Source organism: Ancylomarina subtilis, from assembly GCF_004217115.1.
Taxonomy (GTDB): domain Bacteria; phylum Bacteroidota; class Bacteroidia; order Bacteroidales; family Marinifilaceae; genus Ancylomarina; species Ancylomarina subtilis.
The window spans coordinates 1-23,685 of record NZ_SHKN01000005.1; the positions used below are offsets into that span (position 1 = coordinate 1).

General features: G+C 34.7%; 22 protein-coding genes. 4 read left to right on the forward strand and 18 right to left on the reverse strand.

The window, feature by feature from the left end; all coding sequences use genetic code 11:
• Positions 1-1,053: 1,053 nt before the first annotated feature.
• On the reverse strand, positions 1,054-2,067 hold the full coding sequence (locus tag EV201_RS14995; protein ID WP_207224514.1) for a Kiwa anti-phage protein KwaB-like domain-containing protein: 1,014 nt from the start codon (positions 2,065-2,067) through the stop codon (positions 1,054-1,056).
• Complete coding sequence (locus tag EV201_RS15000; protein WP_130308463.1) at positions 2,060-2,677, reverse strand: hypothetical protein; 618 nt, start codon at positions 2,675-2,677, stop codon at positions 2,060-2,062. The genes EV201_RS14995 and EV201_RS15000 overlap by 8 nt, the downstream gene beginning before the upstream one ends.
• A gap of 457 nt (positions 2,678-3,134) precedes the next feature.
• Here EV201_RS15000 and EV201_RS16445 point away from each other — a divergent pair, with 457 nt between their 5' ends.
• The 3 genes from EV201_RS16445 (at position 3,135) to EV201_RS15010 (ending at position 5,519) form a co-directional block, all read left to right on the forward strand.
• A complete protein-coding gene (locus EV201_RS16445) occupies positions 3,135-3,308 on the forward strand; it encodes a hypothetical protein (protein WP_165389677.1) in 174 nt (57 codons plus the stop codon).
• A gap of 82 nt (positions 3,309-3,390) precedes the next feature.
• Positions 3,391-3,597, forward strand: a complete 207-nt coding sequence (locus EV201_RS15005) for a hypothetical protein (protein ID WP_130308464.1) — start codon at positions 3,391-3,393, stop codon at positions 3,595-3,597.
• A gap of 161 nt (positions 3,598-3,758) precedes the next feature.
• Positions 3,759-5,519, forward strand: a complete 1,761-nt coding sequence (locus EV201_RS15010) for a hypothetical protein (protein WP_130308465.1) — start codon at positions 3,759-3,761, stop codon at positions 5,517-5,519.
• 132 nt (positions 5,520-5,651) lie between these two features.
• Here the strand turns inward: EV201_RS15010 and EV201_RS15015 are convergent, their stop codons facing one another.
• The 16 genes from EV201_RS15015 to EV201_RS15090 form a co-directional block, all read right to left on the reverse strand.
• On the reverse strand, positions 5,652-6,023 hold the full coding sequence (locus tag EV201_RS15015) for a hypothetical protein (RefSeq protein WP_130308466.1): 372 nt from the start codon (positions 6,021-6,023) through the stop codon (positions 5,652-5,654).
• A 69-nt stretch (positions 6,024-6,092) separates the two neighbouring features.
• Positions 6,093-6,752, reverse strand: a complete 660-nt coding sequence (locus EV201_RS15020; RefSeq protein WP_130308467.1) for a cation diffusion facilitator family transporter — start codon at positions 6,750-6,752, stop codon at positions 6,093-6,095.
• 96 nt (positions 6,753-6,848) lie between these two features.
• Positions 6,849-7,217 (reverse strand): heavy-metal-associated domain-containing protein, encoded by a 369-nt coding sequence (locus EV201_RS15025; protein WP_130308468.1) that lies wholly within the window; start codon positions 7,215-7,217, stop codon positions 6,849-6,851.
• A gap of 37 nt (positions 7,218-7,254) precedes the next feature.
• The gene (locus EV201_RS15030; RefSeq protein WP_130308469.1) at positions 7,255-7,713 is read right to left on the reverse strand and encodes a heavy-metal-associated domain-containing protein; all 459 of its coding nucleotides are present in this window, start codon (positions 7,711-7,713) and stop codon (positions 7,255-7,257) included.
• 4 nt (positions 7,714-7,717) lie between these two features.
• Positions 7,718-8,173 (reverse strand): hypothetical protein, encoded by a 456-nt coding sequence (locus EV201_RS15035; protein ID WP_130308470.1) that lies wholly within the window; start codon positions 8,171-8,173, stop codon positions 7,718-7,720.
• Positions 8,174-8,421: 248 nt separating this feature from the next.
• The gene (locus tag EV201_RS15040; RefSeq protein WP_130308471.1) at positions 8,422-10,764 is read right to left on the reverse strand and encodes a copper-transporting P-type ATPase; all 2,343 of its coding nucleotides are present in this window, start codon (positions 10,762-10,764) and stop codon (positions 8,422-8,424) included.
• A gap of 520 nt (positions 10,765-11,284) precedes the next feature.
• Complete coding sequence (locus tag EV201_RS15045) at positions 11,285-11,566, reverse strand: hypothetical protein (protein ID WP_130308472.1); 282 nt, start codon at positions 11,564-11,566, stop codon at positions 11,285-11,287.
• A 10-nt stretch (positions 11,567-11,576) separates the two neighbouring features.
• Positions 11,577-12,104: a hypothetical protein gene (locus tag EV201_RS15050; protein WP_130308473.1), complete on the reverse strand. Its 528-nt coding sequence runs from the start codon at positions 12,102-12,104 to the stop codon at positions 11,577-11,579.
• A 4-nt stretch (positions 12,105-12,108) separates the two neighbouring features.
• Positions 12,109-12,927 carry an AlbA family DNA-binding domain-containing protein gene (locus EV201_RS15055; protein ID WP_130308474.1) on the reverse strand — a complete coding sequence of 273 codons (819 nt, stop codon included), beginning with the start codon at positions 12,925-12,927 and terminating at the stop codon, positions 12,109-12,111.
• Positions 12,928-12,988: 61 nt separating this feature from the next.
• Positions 12,989-14,794, reverse strand: coding sequence for an efflux RND transporter periplasmic adaptor subunit (locus tag EV201_RS15060; RefSeq protein ID WP_130308475.1), 1,806 nt, complete (start codon positions 14,792-14,794; stop codon positions 12,989-12,991).
• Between the two features lie 57 nt (positions 14,795-14,851).
• Positions 14,852-16,099, reverse strand: coding sequence for a TolC family protein (locus tag EV201_RS15065; RefSeq protein WP_130308476.1), 1,248 nt, complete (start codon positions 16,097-16,099; stop codon positions 14,852-14,854).
• Positions 16,100-16,221: 122 nt separating this feature from the next.
• Complete coding sequence (locus EV201_RS15070; protein ID WP_130308477.1) at positions 16,222-20,028, reverse strand: efflux RND transporter permease subunit; 3,807 nt, start codon at positions 20,026-20,028, stop codon at positions 16,222-16,224.
• A 98-nt stretch (positions 20,029-20,126) separates the two neighbouring features.
• Positions 20,127-20,495, reverse strand: a complete 369-nt coding sequence (locus EV201_RS15075) for an HYC_CC_PP family protein (protein WP_130308478.1) — start codon at positions 20,493-20,495, stop codon at positions 20,127-20,129.
• A 92-nt stretch (positions 20,496-20,587) separates the two neighbouring features.
• Positions 20,588-21,160: a helix-turn-helix domain-containing protein gene (locus EV201_RS15080; RefSeq protein WP_130308479.1), complete on the reverse strand. Its 573-nt coding sequence runs from the start codon at positions 21,158-21,160 to the stop codon at positions 20,588-20,590.
• 231 nt (positions 21,161-21,391) lie between these two features.
• Positions 21,392-21,745 carry a hypothetical protein gene (locus tag EV201_RS15085; RefSeq protein WP_130308480.1) on the reverse strand — a complete coding sequence of 118 codons (354 nt, stop codon included), beginning with the start codon at positions 21,743-21,745 and terminating at the stop codon, positions 21,392-21,394.
• A 386-nt stretch (positions 21,746-22,131) separates the two neighbouring features.
• Positions 22,132-22,503 (reverse strand): winged helix-turn-helix transcriptional regulator, encoded by a 372-nt coding sequence (locus tag EV201_RS15090; protein WP_130308481.1) that lies wholly within the window; start codon positions 22,501-22,503, stop codon positions 22,132-22,134.
• Positions 22,504-22,631: 128 nt separating this feature from the next.
• Between EV201_RS15090 and EV201_RS15095 the strand changes: the two genes are divergently transcribed.
• The gene (locus EV201_RS15095) at positions 22,632-23,621 is read left to right on the forward strand and encodes a zinc-binding dehydrogenase (protein ID WP_130308482.1); all 990 of its coding nucleotides are present in this window, start codon (positions 22,632-22,634) and stop codon (positions 23,619-23,621) included.
• Positions 23,622-23,685: the final 64 nt, after the last annotated feature.

Sequence of the window (23,685 nt, forward strand, 5' to 3'; positions counted from 1 at the left end):
GCATTAAAAATGGGTGGTGGTGGGGCTAGTTGGTGGTCATTACGCCGAGGCTTCATAAAAGGCGCGAGCCGCCTGCGAGTGGGAGGCCGTGACTGACAAGTAAAACAAGGCACTTGTGATTGCCAGCCAGCGGTTTTTGGCGGTTTTTTTGAGGCTGGGTGGTTGTAGCTGGGTGGAGGGCAAGTCCAGCTATGTTTCATATCCTCATCTAATCAATACTAATCATGAAACATATTAGAATAGCCATTGCCCTTTGCCCAGGTGTGTAGGTAAAGGGCTTGCGATTGAGTTAAAATATGCGGTGGACTCTCCTTTTAGAAAATGGGAATCTATAAATTATCATTTTACTAATTAGATTCCCAGTGGCGGAGATAGCATTATTTTACGAAGAGCAAGTACTGTCCGTGGCCTCTCAAAAAAGATGACAAAAACCGATAGCGGCCGACCTAGCAGGCGAGCCTAAAATGAGCAATGGAGGCACTTTTGACTGGTGGATTTTGCTTGATAAAAATAGATAATCTTTATACACCCCTACCCTAACAATCATATACACTTAAATAATAAACAGCCACGAGACAAAAGGGCCGGGAATTGCTGTGAACGACGAAGGGCGGAGCGCGAAAAGTATGACAGGGTTGCGATAATAGAACTGAGCTCAAAACTTATTCGGAGCCTCAACAAAAGTGAGACCCCGAAAGTATTCTAATGAGTTAGCAACTTTAGGTAACAAATACCTGTTGGCAGTGGAACCTATTTCAATAAAAAATAGAAAGGATGAGGTTTAAAAACAGTGGAGCAGACAATAGGATTTTGGAAACCCCTGGCGAGCTTTTTGCAGCAGCCCGAGGAGAGAACGCCATATTTCCTTTTCAAACTTTAAACGCTGTCAAGCCTAAAAAAACACTAACAGTTTATTATACGAATCTTCAATTGATGTTTTATTATACTCGAAAACTAAATATTACTTTTAAGAAATAGTTGTTAGCAACAGAAAATTGTTACAGTTTAGAATCGACCATATTATAAAACGACTAGGATTAGGAATTACATAATTCAATTCACAGGCAATTGTTTTCCAGCATAAGTACCATAATTTTTTCCAGATACTTTTCCTTCTTTATAATAATCACACAATAACTTTAATGCTACATCAATATCATTTTTGTCTTCAATTTGAATTTTACCATCCTTACACTTTAACTCAAGATTAAATTCTTTACCCACCTGACGCATTAGAGCAATTGATTCAGTAGTAATATTATCTGCATTTCCAGTTTTCTGCAAACGAACAAGTTTTTTATGAATTGATGGTGTTTCCGCCACTTCTTTAGAAATTAACTCTACGCCTTCAATCATATTAGAATTTTTAAGAGATTCCACAACATCTTCGGCAACTTTCTTGAACTCTTCTGCTAATCCAACAATTTGTTCAAATTGAGTTTTCTTAAAAATATAGAACGCATCTTCCCAGAAAACACAATCAATTTGTTTATCCAAATTTACTGTTTCACCATGTAATAACTCTAACTTATTGCTCTTAGTACTAAAGTAAGTACGAATAGAATTCATTTTTCCTTTTTTACTCCCCTTTTTTTCATCAATAGCCACTTTCCCTGAAAGAATTTTACGAAACGTATATATCCATTCGCCCTCATTATCAAAACCAACACAATAAGCCCACATCTCCTCATCAAGAACAATAGATTCTATATTTTGAATTGTCTTAATTTTAGATTTTTTGGGTAGAACATTATAAATGACATCAGCAAATGATAAAGCTTTCGTTTTCATCTGATAAGTGAAAATTTGCTGAGTATCATCGGAGATCACATCATAATCTGAGACTTCAAAATTCTTTTTATGCATAAACTCTAACTGATCAACTGTCAAGTCATATAAATGTTCTCTTATATCAGGATTAACATCTACTCGATATAACTTATAGTCAAACTTATCCATTGATTTTGCCGATTTTTTCAACCCTTTTTTCAAAACCCTAGTTATAAAATATAATTGCAGGTTCTTAGGTGTGAGATCCTGAATCGTTTCAAGTAAATTCTCAATCATTATTTATTGTTTTAGAGTAATACATTTTATGACCAATTTCGTATATTTTTATTCTTTCATCTTCCTGAAGATATTTATCTCTAGAAATAATAAACCCTGTTCTTGTTGCATTGCTTTCTTCATAATCAACTTCATATAAAGAATATTTTATACTCAATACAGGATTAATTAAAACTAAGGAAGAGTTAATGTAAATTCTATAAATAATTAATATTAAAAACAGAATTGAAAACAGCTCAAACCAGTTATTTAACTCTAAAAAAACAAATGGAATAATATAAGTTGCGATATAGCTAATTGCTTCGCTGTTTTTATTTCGTATATCTTTTACCTTGACTGAAAAACCATTTTCTACATCACGATCCAAATTTGAAACTGTAAAAAGGAATCCAACATATCCAATTATGGAGATTAAGGTTAAAATAACTGATAAGCCAAATTTTGTAAGAAAGATTTCAAAAGCTTCAGAATTTACCCCTCCAAAGTGAAAGTATTTGTAATTAGAATTGAATTGTTTAGCTATCAATAACACAAACAGCGGCAAATAAGATGTGGCAAACAATGAAAATTGTGCCATAGATTGCAGTCTATTAGTTCCGTCTTTTGCCATTACCCTTACAATTATTTTGTCAAATAAAATAAACGTAAATCTAAAAAATTATTTAAACAAACTCGAAGTACGACGAAATTAATTCACTATATACAAAAGATATAAACATCTTCACCAACACATAATGACAAGACGTCATGACTACACAAGCAAACATGACAAAAATTGATAATACATTATAGTAATATATTTTTTTTTATATCACATTAATCATCTGTTCATCCCCAAGCGATGGACACTTAACAATTATTTGAAATTATAACATAGTATTGTTGATTTGTGGCAGGGAATTTGGGAAGTGATAGCAGACCGAAGGAATTGTGTCGGTCTGCTGTTTAGTCATTTAAGACATTTGTTTTTAGCGACACAAAAATATCACTTTTGACTGAAAGTAAAAAAGAAATCACAATTGCTTGAAGTAAGCAACTTCACTTGTTGAAACCATAAATATTAAGATATGGCTACAAACCCACCCAAAGGTGATGGACACAGAAATGGAGCCGTCCGAAAAAGATCTCAAACACATAATCCTAAAACGGATCAATATGTCAAAAGAGATACAGAAACTGGACGCTTTATGGATGTAAAAAAGGACGGTACTCCTTTCAAGGGTGTGCGTAAAGAGAAGTAAAGCAATTTCACTTTTTTATGAGTAGGTAAGTTATCTAGACCTTTGGAACTTAGATAAAAACATCTAATAATATTTTAAAAGTATGGCATATTACTATGTAAACAAGAATGCACAATCAAATGGAGATCATGAAGTGCACAAATCAGGCTGTTCTCATATGCCCGATACTGAGAATAGACATTATGTAGGAGATTATTCAAATTGTAGTGATGCAGTTAAAAAAGCTAAGCAAACTTACAAACAATCAGATGGTTGTTATTATTGCTGCAATGCTTGTCACACAAGTTAGATTATCTTAATAATTAAAAGCCACACAATTGTGGCTTTTAATTTTATGACATCTCATTATTATAATTTTAACAGTAGATTGCATAGAAAACCTTATTTCCCTGTTTCTAGATACTAATGTCATGCTAATGAGTTTCTGAGCATAATTAATTCCAATATACCATGAACAGAATTGTATTGGTACTATATTTGTTAACAAACAAAAAATTAAAAATTCAATACAACGAGAATAAAACAGTTATGCAGACTGAATATGACAAGAATAAACTAGTAGATAATGTTTATGCTCATAATATAAAACGTGAGGTGGTATATATTAAAGATGTACCAAGCGGAAGGAATGGCTATTACTGTATGGGCTGCGATCATCCTATGCAAGCGGTAAAAACAAAAATAGCGAATAGAAAATCTTTTTTCCGACACGATGTAACTGATGTCAAGATAGAGAGAAAATGTACATATTCAGATGTGGACTACAGGCAAAAATTCGCTAAAACAGTCTTACAAGAAATCAAACGTATTAAAGTCCCCACACTATACAAATATCCACCCAAAGGATGCGTAGGAGTCAAAAATCTCTTAGCTAAATCAAAATACATTACTGCCCATACTGTAAGGATTAACATGCCTTTTTACGAAGATAAAAAAGGTGAAATACAATATGGAAAAAATGAAGATGGAAAAGATAGATATCTTTTAGAGAAACCTGATGTCAGTTTCTTTGATATCGAAGGAAAGCCAATACTCTTTATTGAGCTCGTGACAAATCACAAACCAAATATTGAGAAAATACAAAATTACCATCGGTTAGGAATCGATACGGTACAAGTACTAGTCCCCAAAAGTTCACGAGAAGATATTGAAGAAGCATTTAAAATAACATCCCATACTAAATGGCTATACAATTATGAAGAATCAAGCACTGAATATATACAATCTGCCACTCCATCTACAGAAGGAATATCACCTATTGATAAAGACCAAAGACGAATTTTCGAAGAAACAATCTCGTGCAGATCAGTACGAATTAACAACCTTATACGATCAATTAAACGATGTTTGGAATCTGAACACTACAGAGGCATTGAAGATGGAATTAGATCAGAAACATCAAGAGTTAAGAGAAATACAGAAGGAGCTAGAGAACAATTGCGAGGAGTACAAGATAAAAGAAGAGAAGAAATACAACAAAAATATCGAGGACAGGAAAGTGAGCTTGAAGAAAAAGAGCGAGAACTTAGAGAAACAAGTGGAAATTTGGAAACAAGATATTATAATAAAAAAGGAGAACTTGAGAAAGCTCACAGAGAACAACAAGAAATTAACGGCGGAGGAAGTTCAAAAATTAAAGACATTGACAGCGCTATCGAATACAAGAAAAGTGTACTTGACAGAATTTTGGAAGAGCAGAAAAAATGGAATGAAGTGTCAAACCATTTTGAAGAAAACAAAGAAGAACTTAGAAAAGAATTTGGAGAACTTAAACGAACAGAACAAAATAACATTAAACGAATTTCAGAAAGAAGAAAAGATCTACCAGAACGATCTAAACAACTTGAAAATATCGAACGAGATAATTTTATCCGACTTAGAAAATCAACTGAAAATAATCTTAAAGAAGAACAAGAAAGAACAAATACAATATCAATCGAATTTAGAGAATCTGAAAAAGAAGAATCAAGAAGCTTTGAAATTGGAAAAGACAAAATCAGATCAGATACTCAGAAACGATCTGAACAAATATGTAGAGAAATTACTGAGGGAAAAATTAGAAAAAATGGAAGACTTACCGATACAATTGAAAAGGGTATTAAAGCCATCTCAGCCCTCGATGATATTGTTGAGGTACGAGAATTATATAAAAGATACGAGACTGCTGAAAAACAATTTAGAATGGGATCTTACAAAAATTGGAATGAGTGAATCTTATTTTTTTAGAAAATTAGAAGAATTAGGGATATTAAATAATTTGTGACATTCTATCGTCTTTTCTATTTTAATCCTAGCAAATCATATTAACATAAGACACTCTTAAAAATATGCATGAATATGACGCTATACTTTTAATACGATTTTAATTAATTTCTCGTCGATAATCTTGTGTAAATCCTTTTGGTTAGGATTCATATTTATAAAAATTGAGGCATCTGATTTGTCTGCCTCTATAATAATTAGATCATTTCGAAGCTGGATTATCTTTAATTTCCAAATACCCAGATCATTATAGAATGCATCTATAGAATACTGAATATAATCGTGGGAATCAAGTATCCAAATTTCTGCTTGAATCCCAAATTTCTCAGATGAATCTTTTGAGATCAAAAATCGTTTTTGAATGGTAAAACCTCCTTTTTGAAGATCCTTTTTTAATGTTTCTTCAGTCGAACCCCACTTACCATGAATTACTTTCCAAACCGGCCAAGTCATACTATTTCAATTTCGTTTACTTAAGCATTATTAACCTTAATTTAAATGGATAAAATCTTCTGGACACTTTTAGTGATGATGCCCATGCGAATGATGCTTTTGTTCAATATCCAATAATACACTTCCTGAGCCTTTAAGCAATCCAATTGCCCATTTTATAATTACCAGTGAACTTAAGATGGCTGCAATTGTATCAATAAATGGAATATCCCAAATCATGGCTACTGTCAATCCCAGTATAGCAGATAAACTTGTAAGTGCATCAGCAATAACATGAAGATATGCTGCTCGAATATTATGATCTGAATGCTCGTGGTCATGATGCAATAAAAATGCACTTATAATGTTTACAATAAGACCAATAATTGCAACAAAGATAGCTTCCTTAAAATTTATGGATACAGGATAAAAAAAGCGTTCAATAGCTTCTACCATGATTACTATCGCAAATATTAGAAGCATTAATCCACTACTATATCCAGATAAAGAAAGAATTTTATTCTTATCACCCGTGAATTTACCTTTTCTAGAAACCCTTCTTACTATTAAATATGCTAACCAACTTAATCCAATAGCAAGTACATGAGACCCCATATGAATTCCATCTGCAAGTAGTGCCATTGAGCCAGATGTAATACCGAAAAATATTTCAACAAGCATTGTCAGGAAAGTTAAAACAACAACCCAGCTTGTTTTTTTTTGATTTTTATTTAAGTGAGATTCGTCCATTGTGTATGATACTTTTTATTAAAAAAAATCAAAAGATATTCTGTTCTGCATTGAATTCCCGAACTTTTGGATTAAAGTCCGGGAATATAAATACCATTAATGCTTATGACCACTATGGTCTTCTTCTTTTTCAGGTGCTCTTTCATATTGACAACATCCTGGCAACTCGTTATAAATTTCATCTTTAGCTTTGTGCATCATCGTATCATGCCCAGCTTTGGCAATAGCCATATGCACTTTGTGAATGTCCGTTTTAGAACTTTCAAAAGCGACTTCAATCATCTTAGTCTCTTTATTCCAATCTGCTATAGTCACACCATCTACAGCAAGAGCAGCTTTTTCTATTCGCTTCTCGCACATACTGCAATTACCAAAAACTTTAAACTTAACGTTCTTTGTTTGAGCAGATAAACTCAAAGTACTAACAAAAAACAAACCGATTAATCCTACTAATTTTAATTTCATAATTTCTATTTTTTATCGTTAATAATAATTTTAAACACTAGCAGCCTGAATTACTCTTTTGATCGCCAGAATGACCGCAACCTGAATGAGAATCATGAGTTTTTCCATTTTTATGAGAATCCTTAGCGTGTTTATGACCTTTCTTCTTATCCTTTTGAGAAAGATCAATTCGATTATATTTACAACACCCATGAAGTGCACTATACACCTCATCCTTTGCTTTGTGCATCTCAGTATCATGCCCTGCATTTGCAATAGCCATATGCACTTTATGGATGTCAGTATTAGAACTATCAAAAGCGACTTCAATCATCTTTGTCTCTTTATTCCAATCTGCACTGGTAACCCCATCCACTGATGAAGCTGCTTTTTCAATACGGCTTTCACACATTCCACAATTCCCTGAAACCTTAAAAGATTCAGTTACATCTTGCGCTACACTTAAGGTTATTCCTAAGAAGGAAAAACAGATTAGACTTAACATTTTTCTGTACATAACATTACTTTTTATTAATTATTTTTAAATATTGGTTGTAAGTCTCATTCGACTTAAAGAAAAATACTCTTTTGTTATTCTGAGGATCCTGTCGGATAATGGCATCAGCTTTATCTACACTTTGCCCCGAGAACGGATCCAATGCGAATAATGCATTGTTCTCATTCCTCATTAATTTGCCTAAACAATTTTGACAGCAGCCCCAATAGGTTTTACTGTTAATTTCAATCGGTAAGGTTGGTCTACTCTTTATATCTCCTCTTAGCATACAAACCATACTATCGGTAATTATTTCCCCCTCAAATGAGGAATAATCCATTTTATCATCACTATTCAACACTGGACCATATACAATTATACCAGCAAGGAATACCAGTAAACCAAGGATTATTAATCCTTGTGCTTTGCCCTTTTTATGGGAAATATTTTTTTCTAGTTTTTTTCGATTTGATTTCGTCATGATTCATTCAATTTTATCAATGATTGTGATAATCATCATTTTGTTTTTCATCATCGTGGTCGTGTTTCTTTGAGTTTATTATTTCTTTCTTAGATAATACTCCTTATTCGTAGACCATTTTACCCACATGTATTCTGAGTAAGCCTAGATCCCAACTCAAGAATAAGCAGTACTGTAATCCTTGTGAATGCTAGAGATTTCATAATCTATCTAAGTCAAGTTATTATTCTAAAAATCATAATCTTCGTTTATGATTTTCGAAGGCGTAAAGCATTTGTAATAACTGAAACTGAACTAAAACTCATAGCAGCTGCTGCGATTAAAGGGCTTAATAAAACCCCAAAAAATGGAAACAAAAGACCTGCAGCAATAGGAATGCCCAAAGCGTTATATATGAATGCAAAAAATAAGTTTTGTTTGATATTACGCATTACACGAATACTTAAATCTCTTGCACGAACAATACCATTAAGATCACCTTTCACAAGAGTAATCTCGGCACTTTGCATGGCAATATCAGTTCCTGTTCCCATAGCAATACCAACATTGGCTTGCTCAAGTGCAGGAGCATCATTTATACCATCACCCGCCATAGCCACGATATGACCTTGTTCTTGCAATTCTTTTACTTTATTGAATTTATCCTCAGGTAAACAATCAGAAACATATTCATCGAGTTCCAATCCATCGGATATTGTTCTCGCAGTATTCTCATTATCACCTGTTAACATCACAACCCTAACATTCATTGCTTGAAGCTTTTTGATAGCTTCCTTAGATGATGGTTTTAATTTATCGGACACACTAATTATACCTTCCAATTGATCTTCCGCAATTAAAAACATAACTGTCTCGCCTTCGGTTTGCTTTTGCTTAACGAGCTCTTCCTGTAAATCTGTCAATTTAAGATTATGATCTCTTAACAATCTTTGATTTCCAAGACTAATGTTCACTCCTTGACAAAATGCCTTGACCCCTTTTCCTGTTAGCGACTCAAACTTGGTAACAGGTAATGGCTTAATATCAATATTAATGGCACCTTTCACAATGGCTTCCGCCACTGGATGTTCGCTTAGTGCATCAACTGAAGCAGCTAACTGCAATACATCCGAATTCCTTAATTTATTAAATGATTGATAAGTTTTAAGGGTCGGTTTTCCCTCTGTCAAAGTTCCTGTTTTATCAACAATTAAAATATCGACTTTATTCATTTCTTCTATTGATCTTGCATCCTTAACTAATACTCCAGATTGCGCTCCTCGCCCAGTTCCCACCATAATAGAGACTGGAGTAGCCAATCCCAATGCACATGGGCACGCAATTATCAAAACCGAAACCGCATTAATAAATGCGTATGCATATGCAGGTTCAGGACCGAATATTGCCCAAATAATAAAGGTGCAAATCGATATAGCAAGTACAACAATTACAAAATATTTGGCTACTATATCAGCTAACTTCTGAATTGGTGCTTTTGAACGACTGGCTTCATTTACCATCGCTATTATCTGAGATAAAAGCGTATCAGAACCAACCTTTTCAGCTTTAAAATCGAAAGATGTTTTACCATTTATTGTACCTCCAGTAACTTTATCATCTTTACTTTTTTCAGCTGGAATTGGCTCACCAGTTATCATACTTTCATCTATTACAGCTTCACCTTGAATAATAAAGCCATCAACTGGTATTTTTTCTCCTGGCTTAACCCTTAAAACATCACCGATATGAACCAGTTCAAGTGGAATTTCTTCTTCATTTCCATCTTTAAGTCTATGAGCAATCGGAGGAGACAGATCGAGTAAGGCCTTTATTGCTGCATTGGTTTTACTGTGAGCTTTTAGCTCGAGCATTTGACCAAGCAATACCAACGTGAGTATTACTGCGGCAGCTTCGAAATACAAATGAACATTTCCTAAAGAATCCTTAAATTGATTAGGAAAAATATCCGGAATTAGAAGAGCTAATACACTAAAGATATATGCACTACCGACTCCAATTGATATTAAAGTCCACATGTTCGGATTCCAGGTTCGAATCGATTTCCAACCACGGATAAAAAATTCTCTACTCGAATAAAAGACAACTGGAGTCGCTAAAATAAATTCAACCCATCCCCAAAAGAATTTAGAAGCAACTAAATCTAACTGTAGAAAACTAAAAAAATCAGACATCGCAATAATAAAAACAGGAATACTCAAAATTAAAGCAAGTCGAAATTTTTTCTTCATCTGTTGATATGCATTGTCATCACTAGATCCAGTTTCCTTTTCAGCAACCAAGTGCATTCCACATACTGGACAATCACCGGGTTCAGCATACATCTTATCTCCTTCACAACGCATAGGACAAAAATATGTACCATTGGATATATCAAGATTTTCACTATTGTTCCTTTGATGATGAACATGATCCTGATTATTTTTTTTGTTCACAGAAATCAGGTTCATATTGCAAACTGGGCATTGCCCTCCTTTGGAATACACCTTATCACCTTCACATTTCATAGGGCAATAGAAAACTCCTTGAAAAGAATTTGTTTTTTTTGCTTCCTCTGAACAACATTCATGATTTTTTTTGAACTCTTTATTCATAGCGTGAATTTTAGTAATTTTCAATCAAGTCAAGGGGTATCCAACCCTAATTGGAACTATAAAACTGACAACCCCACAACACTAAATCTTCATCTGACTACCAACACCTTGCACCTAAACATGTGCCTATTGGCATATTAAATTTGTTGGCTATTATTTCAAAGACAATTTTCCAGTTTGATTTCTATCAAGCTATATTGTCAAAACCTAGGGTACCTGAAAAAAGGAAATAGATAAAATTACTATTGCGAATATATCGTTCATGGTGTCAATTTCTAATACAAATAACCCTTCACAGACTTGCCACAACTACCCATCCACAATCAGAATATGAGAATCAAATCATTTTAGATTCAATAAATTATTTCCCTAAGTCACTCCTAAGGATGAATTTATTTTAAGTTATAGTAGAGAAAATTAGGGGACCAAAATTAGTTTTAAACCATATTATGGTCCCCACTCTTCAAAAACTAACCTAACCTTTGCTAGCTATAGTAAACTAGCACCCAAACAAAACATTTTAATAGAAATTTGACACAGACGACTTTAGAGTTAAAAAGAAGTCATCATGTAATTCTCTTGGCTTAAATTTTTCTTGATTAACCCCTAGATCCACGATAAATTGAAACATTTCAACTTTACTTATCTTAGTGCAATTATATTTTAGTTCTATTATATTTTGATAGCAAAACATATCAACAACCCCATCTATACCAAAAAAAAGAGTGTATAGAGATGTTATTTCAAAAGTTGTCAAATTGCTTTCTGCGATGAATTCAATTATTTTTAAATCATTCTCCATAACTATATAATTAAGGCAAATTATAAATTAGTGTTTCATCTCCATTATTAAACCTTTCACTAACATGCTTATAAACAAGCATTTTGACTCCTCCTTCAGTTGTAATTATCTCCATTTCATTACTATTTTCAACCCTTAACAAAGATTCACCACTCTCAGTGATTACATTGAGTGTAAAATTGATTTTGAAATATTCTTCAGCAGGATCTTCATAATTATCTGACATAGTATATTCGACGCAAGAATATACAAGCTCAACTTCTTCGTCCTTATTGAATGTTTTTTGGGAGATAAGTTTGACCTCATCTAAGAAATGATTTTCAGGTAGTGGAAGCTTCACTTTTTTCCAAAGTGTGTTATTCAAATTATATATGTAAATCGTTTGATTCTTTTTATCATACTTCACATACTTAAAAGATCCATCTTCCAATTTAATAGACTTGTATTTCGAATCCATTTTACCCTCATATTTGATTTGTGAAAATCCTGTAAAACAAAAAAATAATACTAATAAAACTGTTATTGCAGTTGCTTTCATAATCTTAGCTCTTTAAAGTTTGACTCGATTGTAAATACCTAACTGTTTCGCTAGTCGTGAGAGGATTCGTTACATTACCTGTTCTTAAGTAAAAAACAGTTCGGTTATTTTCATTTAAATAAACTGGTCTTTCAGATGGTTTTATAACAACAGTACAAATTTCTTTCTCATCAATTCGATGAAAATAGATATGAACATAAGAACATATATTGCGGCCAAAAGCATTAGCGATTATCGTAATTATTCTTTGTTGGAATCCATCTTTATTATTTTTCTTAAGAGTTAAATAATCATTTTCTAATCCCAAAATATTACTCTCATCATCTACACCAATAATTAAAGTTCCACCATTAGCATTAAGAAATCCAGCTATTGATTTTAGAATTACTCCCTCAAGGTTTTTATTGGTTTTAACTTGTCGATAATCGTGTCTGAGAGAAGATTTAAATTCAACGAACTCACTTTCTCCATTTTTTATAAGTGTAGGAATACTTTGTTGTAACAACTTCCTTTTTCCATGAAGCAGCCCATTCTTCTTTTTTAAAGACCTATAATATAACCCAGAGCCAGCTCCAATAGTAGCTCCAAGTACAGAGAAGGCAATAGACATTCCTATCATATGCAAACTAAAGGTGTGAGAAATATTTTCTGCAATTGTTTTTCCCAAACTAATTAAATTATAATCTGTCCCATTTGTATCAAAATCATAAATAAGCATGCTTATTGGGTGCAGAATAAAAAAACCAATTAACAGACCAACTATTGAATGTACGATCAACTCTTTGTTCCGAATTTGGAGATTTGCTTCTTTTATAATATTCATGATATCTTTTTTAGTTTATAATTCAGGAAGGAGCAATTGCTCCTTCCTTACTTAGAAATCACTATTTGATGGTTTCTTTTACCTCACCACATCCTATCATTGCATCACCAAAATAAGGGTTTTGGATATCTGCAGAATTACTTAACCAATATGCTCCTTTATCCCCATTCGCCATTGGACAGAATTGATAGAATGTTGTTACTTTATTCAAACCAAAAGATTTCACACTTTTGTAAAATGTCAGATTAAAATCTGCAAAAGCAGCTCGTTGAAGGTCAATATCCATTTTAGATGCAATTACTTTCAATTTGGATTCAAGTATTTTTAGATCCGCCATCCAAGACATATGAGCGTCACCTTTTAATAAGCTCATATCGATGCCTCCCAATTTTGACAATGATGTCTGTGATACCTTTTTCACTTCCGATGAATTAGAAGTAACAAAAGCCTTAGCTAACACTAAATATTCATTATAAAATGCTGTTAATTGCTTTTTAAATTTCACATCTACATCGAAGTTTTCAATTTTGTGTTTGGATTGATCCATTCCCATATCTCCATGATTATGACCTACAGGAGCAGCACCACCATCCGGGTTCATCATACTTCGTAAACCAACCAATTGAGCAGCAGCATCGATTTTAAACACGCCATTGGTTACAATTTCCTCACCTTCCTCTAAGCCTTCTGAAATCACATAATAGGCACCTGCTTCCGGTCCTAAAACAACTTCACGATATAGAAATGAAGGCGATTCACGATCTTGAATTTTCACATAAACCACTGATCGTTTCCCTGTCCATAAAACCGCTGATTTAGGCACCATGATTTCACTGCTGTTTCCAGCAATTTTTGATTCCAAAACACCTTGAACAAACATTTCTGGTTTTAAAACACCATTCTTATTTTTTGCCTCCAAGCGAACCTTAGCCACACGGGTTTTCCCATTGATAAAAGGATCTATATAAGTCACTTTTGCCGTATAAGATTTCCCTGGCAAACTCTTCAGATTAAAATTGACTTTATCTCCCAATTTAATCCAAGGCAGATCACTCTCGTAAGCATCAAACATCACCCAAACCTTTGAAAGATCCACGACTTTAAATAAGGCCTTCCCTTCTTTCACATAATCTCCCAAAGCAACGTGTCGCATACTTACGGTTCCCGTAATGGGTGATAAAATATTGAAATAGACCTGAGGCTCTCCTTTTTCTTCAATCGCTGCAATTTGCGTATCTGTTAAATCCCAAAGCTTCAATTTGCCTTTAGCAGCGGTATATAAACCTGGACGACTTTCTTTAAAACTAATTGCTTCTAACAACTCTTTCTGCGCACTCAGCAATGCCGGAGAATAGATGCTGGCAAGTTTCTCTCCCTTTCGAACCTGTTGCCCCGTATAATTGACAAAGAGCTTCTCGATACGACCACCAAAACGTGCCGTTAATTCTGAAATATTTCGCTCATCAACCTGAACTTTTCCCTGAAGATTGATTGTCTTAATTGGGGTTCCCTTTTCTACTCTTATAGTCTGAATAGAAGCCAACTTCGCTGCTGATTCCGACATGACGATTTCATTTGGATCCACATCATCTCCTCCTGACTGCATGCTTTTTAATGGAATTAAATCCATTGCACAAATTGGACACAAACCAGGCTTATCCTGCTTGATTTGTGGGTGCATAGAACAGGTCCAGGTTTGAGGATCTGCACTCTCATGATTATGATCTTCATGATTCTCAATCCCCTGTTCTGATGTATTTACATTACCCGAGCCGCCTGACATTAACCAGCCTAGAAACAAGCCTAGAACTAGAACACCAACAACTAACTTGTAATTCTCTTTAATATTCTTGATTATACTTTTCATCGTATTTTATTTTTAATTAATTTATTGCCACCCTTCGACTCCACTCGGGGTTCGGAATTAGTTACCCATTAAATAGGAGATAAATGAAACAGCTGCTTGCTTATCTGCTTTAGCTTTTTCTAATTCTAAATTATATTTCAAGACTTTGCGTTCCATTCTTAAGATTTCCTCGAAATTCATATTCCCAGTCGCATAGTTGGTTTCTAATAAGTGTAAAGCTTTTCTGGCCAATTCGAGTTGTGAATGAAAAAGATGGATGCGTCTTTCTCCATCACGGTATTCTTTCCATCCCTTTTCAAAAAGACTCTCAAGAATATTGCTTTTGTTATCCTGTTCAAGAGTTTTAGCTTTTTCCTGAAAAACCACCTCTTTCACCATAGCCTTGTACTTATTACGATAAAGAGGAATCGTTAAACCGATTTTAGGAAAAACAAAAGCATCGGTTCCAGGTAAATTCATATCACCCCTACCTGTTACGATATAATCAAAGCCGATATTGACATTAGGCTTTCCTGCCTTCCTGGCTACCTCTTTTTTGAAACTTAAAGCTTCTTGTTGAAAACTTAAGCTTAAAAGTTGGTGATTATTGCTTTGAATAGAGTCTAATATGGCCTCTCTGTTTAATGCCAAATCTGTACGCCATAATTCTTCCGGAAGCCAGATCTCTTTTTTACTGTCTTTATTCAATAAATTATTAAACATCACCTCCAAAACAAACTGCTTATCCTTAAGTAAAGCCAGCTGGTTTTCAAGATCCCCCATTTCAATCTCAATGCGATAACCATCGAGTGCAGATACGAGTCCTGCCTCTAACTTAATCTCAGACATCTTTCTAAAAGACTGAAGAATATCTATATTCTCGAGACTAATGGCAATGCCTTTTTTGTTAAAATAGAGATTGTAATACGTAGCTCGTATCTCGTGAAACAACTTTGCTTTAGCCTCTTCAAAGGCCTCATATTTAGCCTTTGCAGCTTGAATCGCACGATTCTCTTTCGCCTTTAATGTTCCAAACCAGGGAAACATTTGAGAGGCCGAGAATTTGAATTCCTGTGGTCCCATTCTTGTTTCTACAGGTTTTATAAAATAGGCAAATGCCACTTGCGGATCAGGCAATGCCTTTACCTGAGGTGCACGCTCCAATGCTGCCAAATAATCGTTGAACTTTGCTTTAAGTCCGGGATTATTTTCTGCAGCCTCTTCCAAATAGCTCCCAAGTTCGCTTTGTCCAAATCCTGAGATAGGGATCGCGAACAATAGAAACAGATAGAAACAGATCGATATATAATGTTTTTTTATCTTCATTTTCTAATCACTTACGTGTTGTAAATTTTAAACAATTTAAAAACCACCTCCCCCTTCGTTCCTCGGGGACTCCTCCTACCCTTCGACTCCGCTCAGGGATCGGGGGGAGAAATATTTGGCTCTTATTCTTGATTTATGGAATCTTGCTTCTTTATACCTCTTTCCTGCCACATGCTATAAAGTACAGGAACTACTAACATGGTTAATACCTCAATGGTCATACCTCCAAATAGTGGAATTGCCATCGGAATCATGATATCGGAACCTTTTCCTGTTGAAGTAAGTACAGGTAAAAGTGCAATGATGGTCGTAGCCGTCGTCATAATAGCTGGGCGAACTCTTTTTGAACCTGCGTCGATAATCAATTCCCGAACTTCCTTTACCGATTGTGCAGACTTCCTTTCTTGCAATTGCTTGATATAAGTACTAATCAAAACCCCATCGTCAGTCGCTACACCAAAGAGAGCGATAAAACCAACCCAAACGGCGACACTCAGATTAATGGTCTGAACTTGAAACAAGTCCCGAAAATTCATTCCTCCCAAAGAAAAATCTAAGAACCATGTCTGACCGTAAAGCCAAAGCATGATAAATCCTCCTGAAAGCGCAACGATAATTCCAGAAAATATCAACGAGGTCGAAACAACCGATCGGAACTGGAAATAGAGAATCAAGAAAATAATCATTAGTGATACAGGAACCACAATCATTAAACGCTTGGTCGCTCTAATCTGATTCTCATAATTACCTGTAAAGACATAAGAGACACCTGCTGGCAACATAAATTCACCAGATTCTAGTTTTTCATTAAGATATTTCTGAGCATTCTCTACCACATCGATTTCAGCAAAGCCTGCTTTTTTGTCGAAAATCACATAACCAACAAGAAAAGTGTTCTCTGATTTGATCATTTGAGGCCCACGAACATAATGGAATACAACTAAATCTCCCAAAGGAATCTGAACACCTGTTGGTGTTGGAATCAAAATCTTCTTTAAAGCTTCTGGGTTATCACGGTATTCACGTGCATATCTCAATCTCACAGGAAAACGTTCACGCCCTTCAACTGTTGAGGTCAATTTCATACCACCAATGGCAGAACTGATAACCGCTTGCATATTCTTTATGGATAAACCATAACGAGCAATGGCATCCCGGTCAATCTCCATTTCCAGATAAGGTTTCCCAACCACTCTATCTGCAAAAACAGACATGCCATTTACACCTTCCACTTGTTTAAGCAGTTTCTCTAATTCGAAGCCAACTTTTTCAATACTCTCCAAATCAGGTCCAAAAACTTTAATTCCCATTGGCGCACGCATCCCAGTCTGTAACATCACCAATCGAGTTTGAATAGGCTGCAACTTGGGAGCTGAGGTCAAACCAGGTATCGTAGCCTTATTGATAATCTCATCCCAAATGTCATTAGGTGATTTGATTTTATCTCTCCACTGACGGAAATATTCACCGTTTTTGTCAATCACTAAGTTTTCCTTTGCAATCAAACGGAATCCTTCTTCCTTGGGATTATAAACCGATCCATCTTTTAAAATAAAAGCGCCATCACGATCTACATTAAAACGCATTTTATGCCCATCCTCGTTTAGAATGTATTCTGATTTGTAATTAATCACATTCTCGTACATAGAGGTTGGGGCAGGATCGAGTGCAGAATTCACACGTCCCCATTTTCCCACTGCAGATTCTACTTCTGGTATGTTATTCAGTTTTTTATCAAGGATGCGAATAACCTCAAGGTTTTCTGCTATACCCGAGTGAGGCATGGTTGTAGGCATCAGTAAGAAAGACCCCTCATCCAATGATGGCATAAATTCTTTTCCAATACCTGGTAATTTTTTATCCAAGTTCTGATAAAGGGCCATTTCTTTCACAAAATTTGGTGCAAAACCAAACATCTTATCAAAACCTTGCCAGCTAGTTACACCGAATAGAACTATTAAGATTGGCAGACTCAAGAACTTCCATTTGTTACTTAAACACCAAGTTAAAATTCTTGAGTAGAAATATACAAAGCTTGACATCAATCCTAAAATCAAAGCAACAATCAGGATAACGAACATGAAATTAGCAAACATACTGTATTGCGCACCCATTGGCATCCAAGCCTTAGTCAGGAAGAACACAATCACCACAATTGTAATGGCAATATTGATAACATTTACTAAATATTTTTTACTCTCATTCCATCTATCAGTCATTAAACTATTTAATCCATAGGCAGAAATCACAATGGCAATATAAAAACCTGAAAAAACTGCAATAAGCAGACCTGCTGCAATCAAAAAGATACTCCAGATTTTCTTATACTTATTTTTATCTACTCGTATTGAAAAAATTAAATGAGCCAGAGTTGGAATAATAATAAGTCCAATCAAAAGGGCTGCAAGCATGGTAAAAGTCTTTGTAAAGGCAAGGGGTCTGAAGAGTTTTCCTTCGGCTGCTTCCATAGCAAACACAGGTAGAAAACTGACGATAGTCGTTGTAAGAGCCGTAATCACAGCACCTGCAACCTCAACTGTACCTTCGTACACCACATTCAGCAATTGCTTGCCCTTGGCTCCTAGATTCTTTGGCATATCAATATGCCTAATGATATTTTCGGTAAAGACAATCCCCACATCCACCATCACACCAATTGCAATGGCAATACCCGAAAGAGCCACAATATTGGCATCAACACCAAACTGACGCATGGTAATAAAGGTGATTAAAACCCCAAGTGGTAATAAAGAAGAGATCAAAAATGAAGCTCGAAGATTCATAACCAAAACGATCACAACCAGAATACTGATTAAAAGTTCCAGCGATATGGCTTCTTCAAGGGTTCCAAGCGTTTCTTTAATTAGACCAGTACGATCGTAGAAAGGTACGATGGTTACTTTCGAAACCGTTCCATCTTCTAATGTTTTAGATGGTAAACCATGTGTAATCTCAGCAATTTTTGCTTTTAAATTATCAATCGCCTCCAAAGGATTGGCTCCATAACGTGCCACAACAACACCACCAACGGCTTCTGCTCCACCCTTATCCAGACCACCACGACGAGTTGCCGGACCAAAATTGATTTTGGCAACATCCTTCAATCGTATCGGTACATTATTACGAACTGTAACAACTGACTTCTCAAGATCTTCAAGATTTTTTATATACCCCAAGGCTCTCACCAAATATTCAACGCGATTGAACTCAAGGGTACGAGCACCAACATCAAGGTTACTGTTCTTTACAGCAGCCATTATCTGAGCCACATTCACACCATGTGCTCTCATGGCATGTGGATCAATATCAATTTGATATTCCTTTACAAACCCCCCAATCGATGCGACTTCAGCGACGCCTGAGGCTGATGTTAAAGCATAACGAATTTGAAAATCCTGAAGACTTCTCAATTCATGAGGGTCCCAGCCGCCTGCTGGATTTCCGTCTTTATCTCGACCTTCAAGTGTATACCAGTAAATTTGACCCAAAGCCGTGGCATCAGGACCTAAAGCTGGAGCAACATCATCAGGCAAAGTACCTGATTGAAGCGAGTTTAGTTTTTCTAAAATTCGGGTTCGACTCCAATAGAATTCCACTTCCTCATCAAATATGATATAGATACTTGATAAACCAAAAATGGAATTACTTCTAATGGTTTTCACACCAGGTATTCCCAGTAGTGAAGTTGTTAATGGGTAAGATATCTGATCCTCGATATCCTGAGGCGAACGACCTGGCCATTCGGTATATACTATTTGTTGATTCTCTCCAATATCAGGAATGGCATCAACAGGAACAGGATCATTAGGTAAAATACCTGTATCCCACCCGAACGGAGATGTTACAATACCCCAAGAAATAAAAATAGTAAGTACCAGAAATGTAACCAGTTTATTCTCGAGGAAAAAACGGATGAATTTATTCAGCATAGTTATTCAATTATGATTTATTACTCAACTATAAATTACATTACATATCAACAAGATAGCTAAATCTAGTTAACATATAGATAAAATTGAATGATAAATCACAGTAAATAAGTCTGCAAACTTGAAAGTATGGTTTGAATTTTGGGTGGCGGAATAGTGTTTCTCAAAGAATACACTTTAGCCTTAATTGGATCTTCTACCTTAATTAGCTCAATTAAAATTGGCAATACAATTTCAAATTGAGTAAAATCAAAGGAATATGATGAAATTGAAAAATCATTTTCAATTTTAATCGTATAAGCCTCGTCATGGCAACATCCTTCAGGATTTTCACAACAAGATTGAGTTACTGATAAAAAAGACACATCTTTTACATTACCTCCACAATAATGTGCGGAAAAAGTCATACCTGTTGTAAGAACAAATATTACTAAGGTTAATAATGTATGTGTGATTTTTTTTAACATCAGAATAATTTATAACACAAAACTAGAAAATGTTTAGACAAGCTATGTGTATAATTTTATAAAAAATGTATACAATTTTAAACGTACAGTTATTAAATTTCATTAATTGGGCTTCGTCCAATATTCTTATTTTTACTAAACTCGCTTGGTGTTAATCCAGTTATAGATTTAAACTGTCTAGAAAAATGCTGACTTGAACTGTAATTTAACTGATATGCAATCTCACTTATATTTAACTCTTGATATAGAAGTAATTCTTTTGCTTTTTCTATCTTCTGGAGAATCAAATATTTTTCGATTGTATGTCCTTCAATCTCTGAAAACAGCTTGCTTAAAGAGGCATAATTATGCCCTATCATTTTAGGAAGATGCTCAGTTAAATGTCCAATTTTTTCAGGTTGATCTTGATAGTGAACAATTTTTATAATTTCATTTTTGATCTGTTCTATCAATTGTGTTTTTTTATCACTCAAAAGCTCAAATCCTATCTCCTCTAATGCCATTTGAAGCTTTAAGATTTGTTCTTCGTTTAAAGCGTAGTTCAATTTAACAGAACCTAATTCCACATCAATATAATGCAGGTTTAATTTCTCAAAAACCGTCTTAACTGCCATGATGCATCTAGGACACACCATATTTTTAATGTTGATTTTACATTGTTCCATACAGTAAATTTAAAATGTGTTATACCATTTTATGCAAATTTCCACAAAAAGGTATTTCAAAAGAAACAAAATAAGGAAACTATTTAGACAAGCTCACATTGATAATAGAATAATTTAAATTTTCTATTCTTTAATAGTTGTTCTGTTCAAAAATGATTTATACTTCATGATATAAAAAAACACCCTTAATAAATTTAAGAGTGATTTCTTTTTATGAATTAATCCCTTGATTTACATGTCTGTTTGCTGTCTTAATCCCTGGAATTGAAAATCTCTGATTTTTCCCTTAATAGTGTAATCGAATGTCTGGTTTCTCATACCAAAACCTCCAAAGTGTAAATCATCAGAAGCATGTTCTTCATTCATGTGGTTCATCCACTCTGAGTGGCCAGTGCTTGTTCCACCCATCATTCCACCGTTTGAACTACCACTTCCCATCATATGGCCATACATCTCTTCGAAAGCAGCGTCGTCATGACACAGCATAATACTATCGTTATTCTGAAAATAATTCATAGTAAATGTGGTATCCAATTCACTACCAAAACAATGAATTTCGACCTGTCCATTACCCAACTCGCTCACAACCGCTGTTCCATCCTGACTTGCATCAGATGTATTATTAGACGTACTTTTTAATCCATCTTTATAAGAAGGACATACGAGGATTTAGACTGTAGTCCCAACAGAACCCCGACAAAAAGAATTTAAGCTCTGTTTATTAACGACTTATGGGATTAAAAACATTTTAACGTCCCCTTATTTGTCACCCTTAGAAATTTAGACTGACTATTGAACTCAATTAGTATTAACGGTTGGTGGTATGAACAGTTTGACTTCCCTCGGCACAACCGTTTTCAATTTTCACTAAACTTGATTAAAAGCTATGACCTAAGCAAACCACAGCACGCCAAATTATTTTAACGCGTGTTAGTAAAAGTTTTTATTCAATTTCGTAACTGCTAATTAAGTTATTCTTTGATATATATCTTCCCACAATTTTGAGCATAATTACTACCCCATTCACTTAGCGATTTTATAATTGGGATTACAGATCTTCCTAAATCACTAAGCGAATACTCCACTTTTGGTGGAACTTGGGGATATACTTTCCGATAAATAAACCCGTGTTTTTCCATTTCTCTTAATTCTTTAGTAAGCATACGTTGGGAGATGCTCGGAATAGCTTTTTCTAATTCGTTAAAGCGCAAAGTATCATTTCCAATTAAATGCCATAAAATAATCCCTTTCCATTTTCCAGAAATCATAGATAAGGTTAACTCAATTGGGCAATTGTAGTACTCACCCTTTACTTCAATAAAATATTTCAGTTTAGCCTTCATAGCTGCAAAGATAATAAAGACGCCTATACTTACCTAACTGGTGGTACATCACAAAACTGTAAGTACTTGTTTGGAGGTTGGGTGATCCATACCTTTGTTGTGTAATAAATGGAAATTAATTTAAAGTTATGAAAGCAGTTGTTATAGAAAGTTATGGAGATCATACACAGTTTCTGGTAAGAGAAGTATCTAATCCCGAAATTACTGATGATCAAGTTTTAGTTAAAGTGGAGGGTACAAATATTAATCCTTCTGATTTGATGATTCGAAAAGGCTTACTTCCTTTTATACAGGAATTTCCTGCCATATTACATACGGATGTAGTTGGTGAAGTTGTAAAAATCGGAAATAATGTAGAAAAATTTAAAGTTGGACAAAGAGTTATTGGTTTTGCAGGGGTCCTTAGCGGACGACAAGGTGCATTAGCCGACTTAATGGCTATAGACGAAACATTGCTTGCATCTGCTCCTGATCATTTGAGTTTGATGGAACTGGCCGCCTTACCAATGATTAGCGTAACTGCATGGGAAGCTGTTGTTGATAAAGCAAAATTACAAAAAGGAGAAACTGTCCTAATTCATGGTGGAGTAGGTGGAGTTGGGTCTATTGCGGTACAAATTGCAAAATCGTTGGGAGCAAAGGTTTATACTACTGTTGGGAACGATAAAGATGTTGAGTTAGCATTGCAATTGGGAGCTGATTTCGCCATTAACTATAAAAGCAAATTAGTAAGCGATTATGTGAATGAATATACATCAGGCAAGGGCTTTGATGTTGTTATTGACACAGTGGGAGGACCCAATTTTGATATATCTCTTAAAGCTACAGCTTTATACGGACGCTTAGTTTCGACTTACTTATGGGATAAAGTTGATTTATCGGAAGCTGCTCAGAAAAGTATTAGCGTATTTCCTATTAATATATGGATACCAATGATGGCTAATATTCGACTTGATTATCATAGCTCCATTCTTGAAGAAATTGGCAAGTTGGTTACTTCAAACCAATTGAGACCATTAGTAAATAGTAAAGTATTTAATTTTAATGAGGTGGCAGAGGCTCATCAATTTGCTGAATCTAAAACTGAAATTGGGAAAGTAGTATTGTTAAATAACTGATTTGAGAGAGAATATAAACCCATGATTTAATATCATGGGTTATATTTCGCAATAACTATTACAG

What these genes read in the sequence shown, in the direction of transcription:
- EV201_RS15080 (WP_130308479.1), bottom strand. Translation starts at nt 21,160, where the DNA reads ATGGAACAATGTAAAATCAACATTAAAAATATGGTGTGTCCTAGATGC.
- EV201_RS15075 (WP_130308478.1), bottom strand. Translation starts at nt 20,495, where the DNA reads ATGTTAAAAAAAATCACACATACATTATTAACCTTAGTAATATTTGTT.
- EV201_RS15020 (WP_130308467.1), bottom strand. Translation starts at nt 6,752, where the DNA reads ATGGACGAATCTCACTTAAATAAAAATCAAAAAAAAACAAGCTGGGTT.
- EV201_RS15000 (WP_130308463.1), bottom strand. Translation starts at nt 2,677, where the DNA reads ATGGCAAAAGACGGAACTAATAGACTGCAATCTATGGCACAATTTTCA.
- EV201_RS15070 (WP_130308477.1), bottom strand. Translation starts at nt 20,028, where the DNA reads ATGCTGAATAAATTCATCCGTTTTTTCCTCGAGAATAAACTGGTTACA.
- EV201_RS15095 (WP_130308482.1), top strand. Translation starts at nt 22,632, where the DNA reads ATGAAAGCAGTTGTTATAGAAAGTTATGGAGATCATACACAGTTTCTG.
- EV201_RS16445 (WP_165389677.1), top strand. Translation starts at nt 3,135, where the DNA reads ATGGCTACAAACCCACCCAAAGGTGATGGACACAGAAATGGAGCCGTC.
- EV201_RS15005 (WP_130308464.1), top strand. Translation starts at nt 3,391, where the DNA reads ATGGCATATTACTATGTAAACAAGAATGCACAATCAAATGGAGATCAT.
- EV201_RS15025 (WP_130308468.1), bottom strand. Translation starts at nt 7,217, where the DNA reads ATGAAATTAAAATTAGTAGGATTAATCGGTTTGTTTTTTGTTAGTACT.
- EV201_RS15060 (WP_130308475.1), bottom strand. Translation starts at nt 14,794, where the DNA reads ATGAAAAGTATAATCAAGAATATTAAAGAGAATTACAAGTTAGTTGTT.
- EV201_RS15030 (WP_130308469.1), bottom strand. Translation starts at nt 7,713, where the DNA reads ATGTACAGAAAAATGTTAAGTCTAATCTGTTTTTCCTTCTTAGGAATA.
- EV201_RS15040 (WP_130308471.1), bottom strand. Translation starts at nt 10,764, where the DNA reads ATGAATAAAGAGTTCAAAAAAAATCATGAATGTTGTTCAGAGGAAGCA.
- EV201_RS15015 (WP_130308466.1), bottom strand. Translation starts at nt 6,023, where the DNA reads ATGACTTGGCCGGTTTGGAAAGTAATTCATGGTAAGTGGGGTTCGACT.
- EV201_RS14995 (WP_207224514.1), bottom strand. Translation starts at nt 2,067, where the DNA reads ATGATTGAGAATTTACTTGAAACGATTCAGGATCTCACACCTAAGAAC.
- EV201_RS15045 (WP_130308472.1), bottom strand. Translation starts at nt 11,566, where the DNA reads ATGGAGAATGATTTAAAAATAATTGAATTCATCGCAGAAAGCAATTTG.
- EV201_RS15010 (WP_130308465.1), top strand. Translation starts at nt 3,759, where the DNA reads ATGAACAGAATTGTATTGGTACTATATTTGTTAACAAACAAAAAATTA.
- EV201_RS15035 (WP_130308470.1), bottom strand. Translation starts at nt 8,173, where the DNA reads ATGACGAAATCAAATCGAAAAAAACTAGAAAAAAATATTTCCCATAAA.
- EV201_RS15090 (WP_130308481.1), bottom strand. Translation starts at nt 22,503, where the DNA reads ATGAAGGCTAAACTGAAATATTTTATTGAAGTAAAGGGTGAGTACTAC.
- EV201_RS15050 (WP_130308473.1), bottom strand. Translation starts at nt 12,104, where the DNA reads ATGAAAGCAACTGCAATAACAGTTTTATTAGTATTATTTTTTTGTTTT.
- EV201_RS15065 (WP_130308476.1), bottom strand. Translation starts at nt 16,099, where the DNA reads ATGAAGATAAAAAAACATTATATATCGATCTGTTTCTATCTGTTTCTA.
- EV201_RS15055 (WP_130308474.1), bottom strand. Translation starts at nt 12,927, where the DNA reads ATGAATATTATAAAAGAAGCAAATCTCCAAATTCGGAACAAAGAGTTG.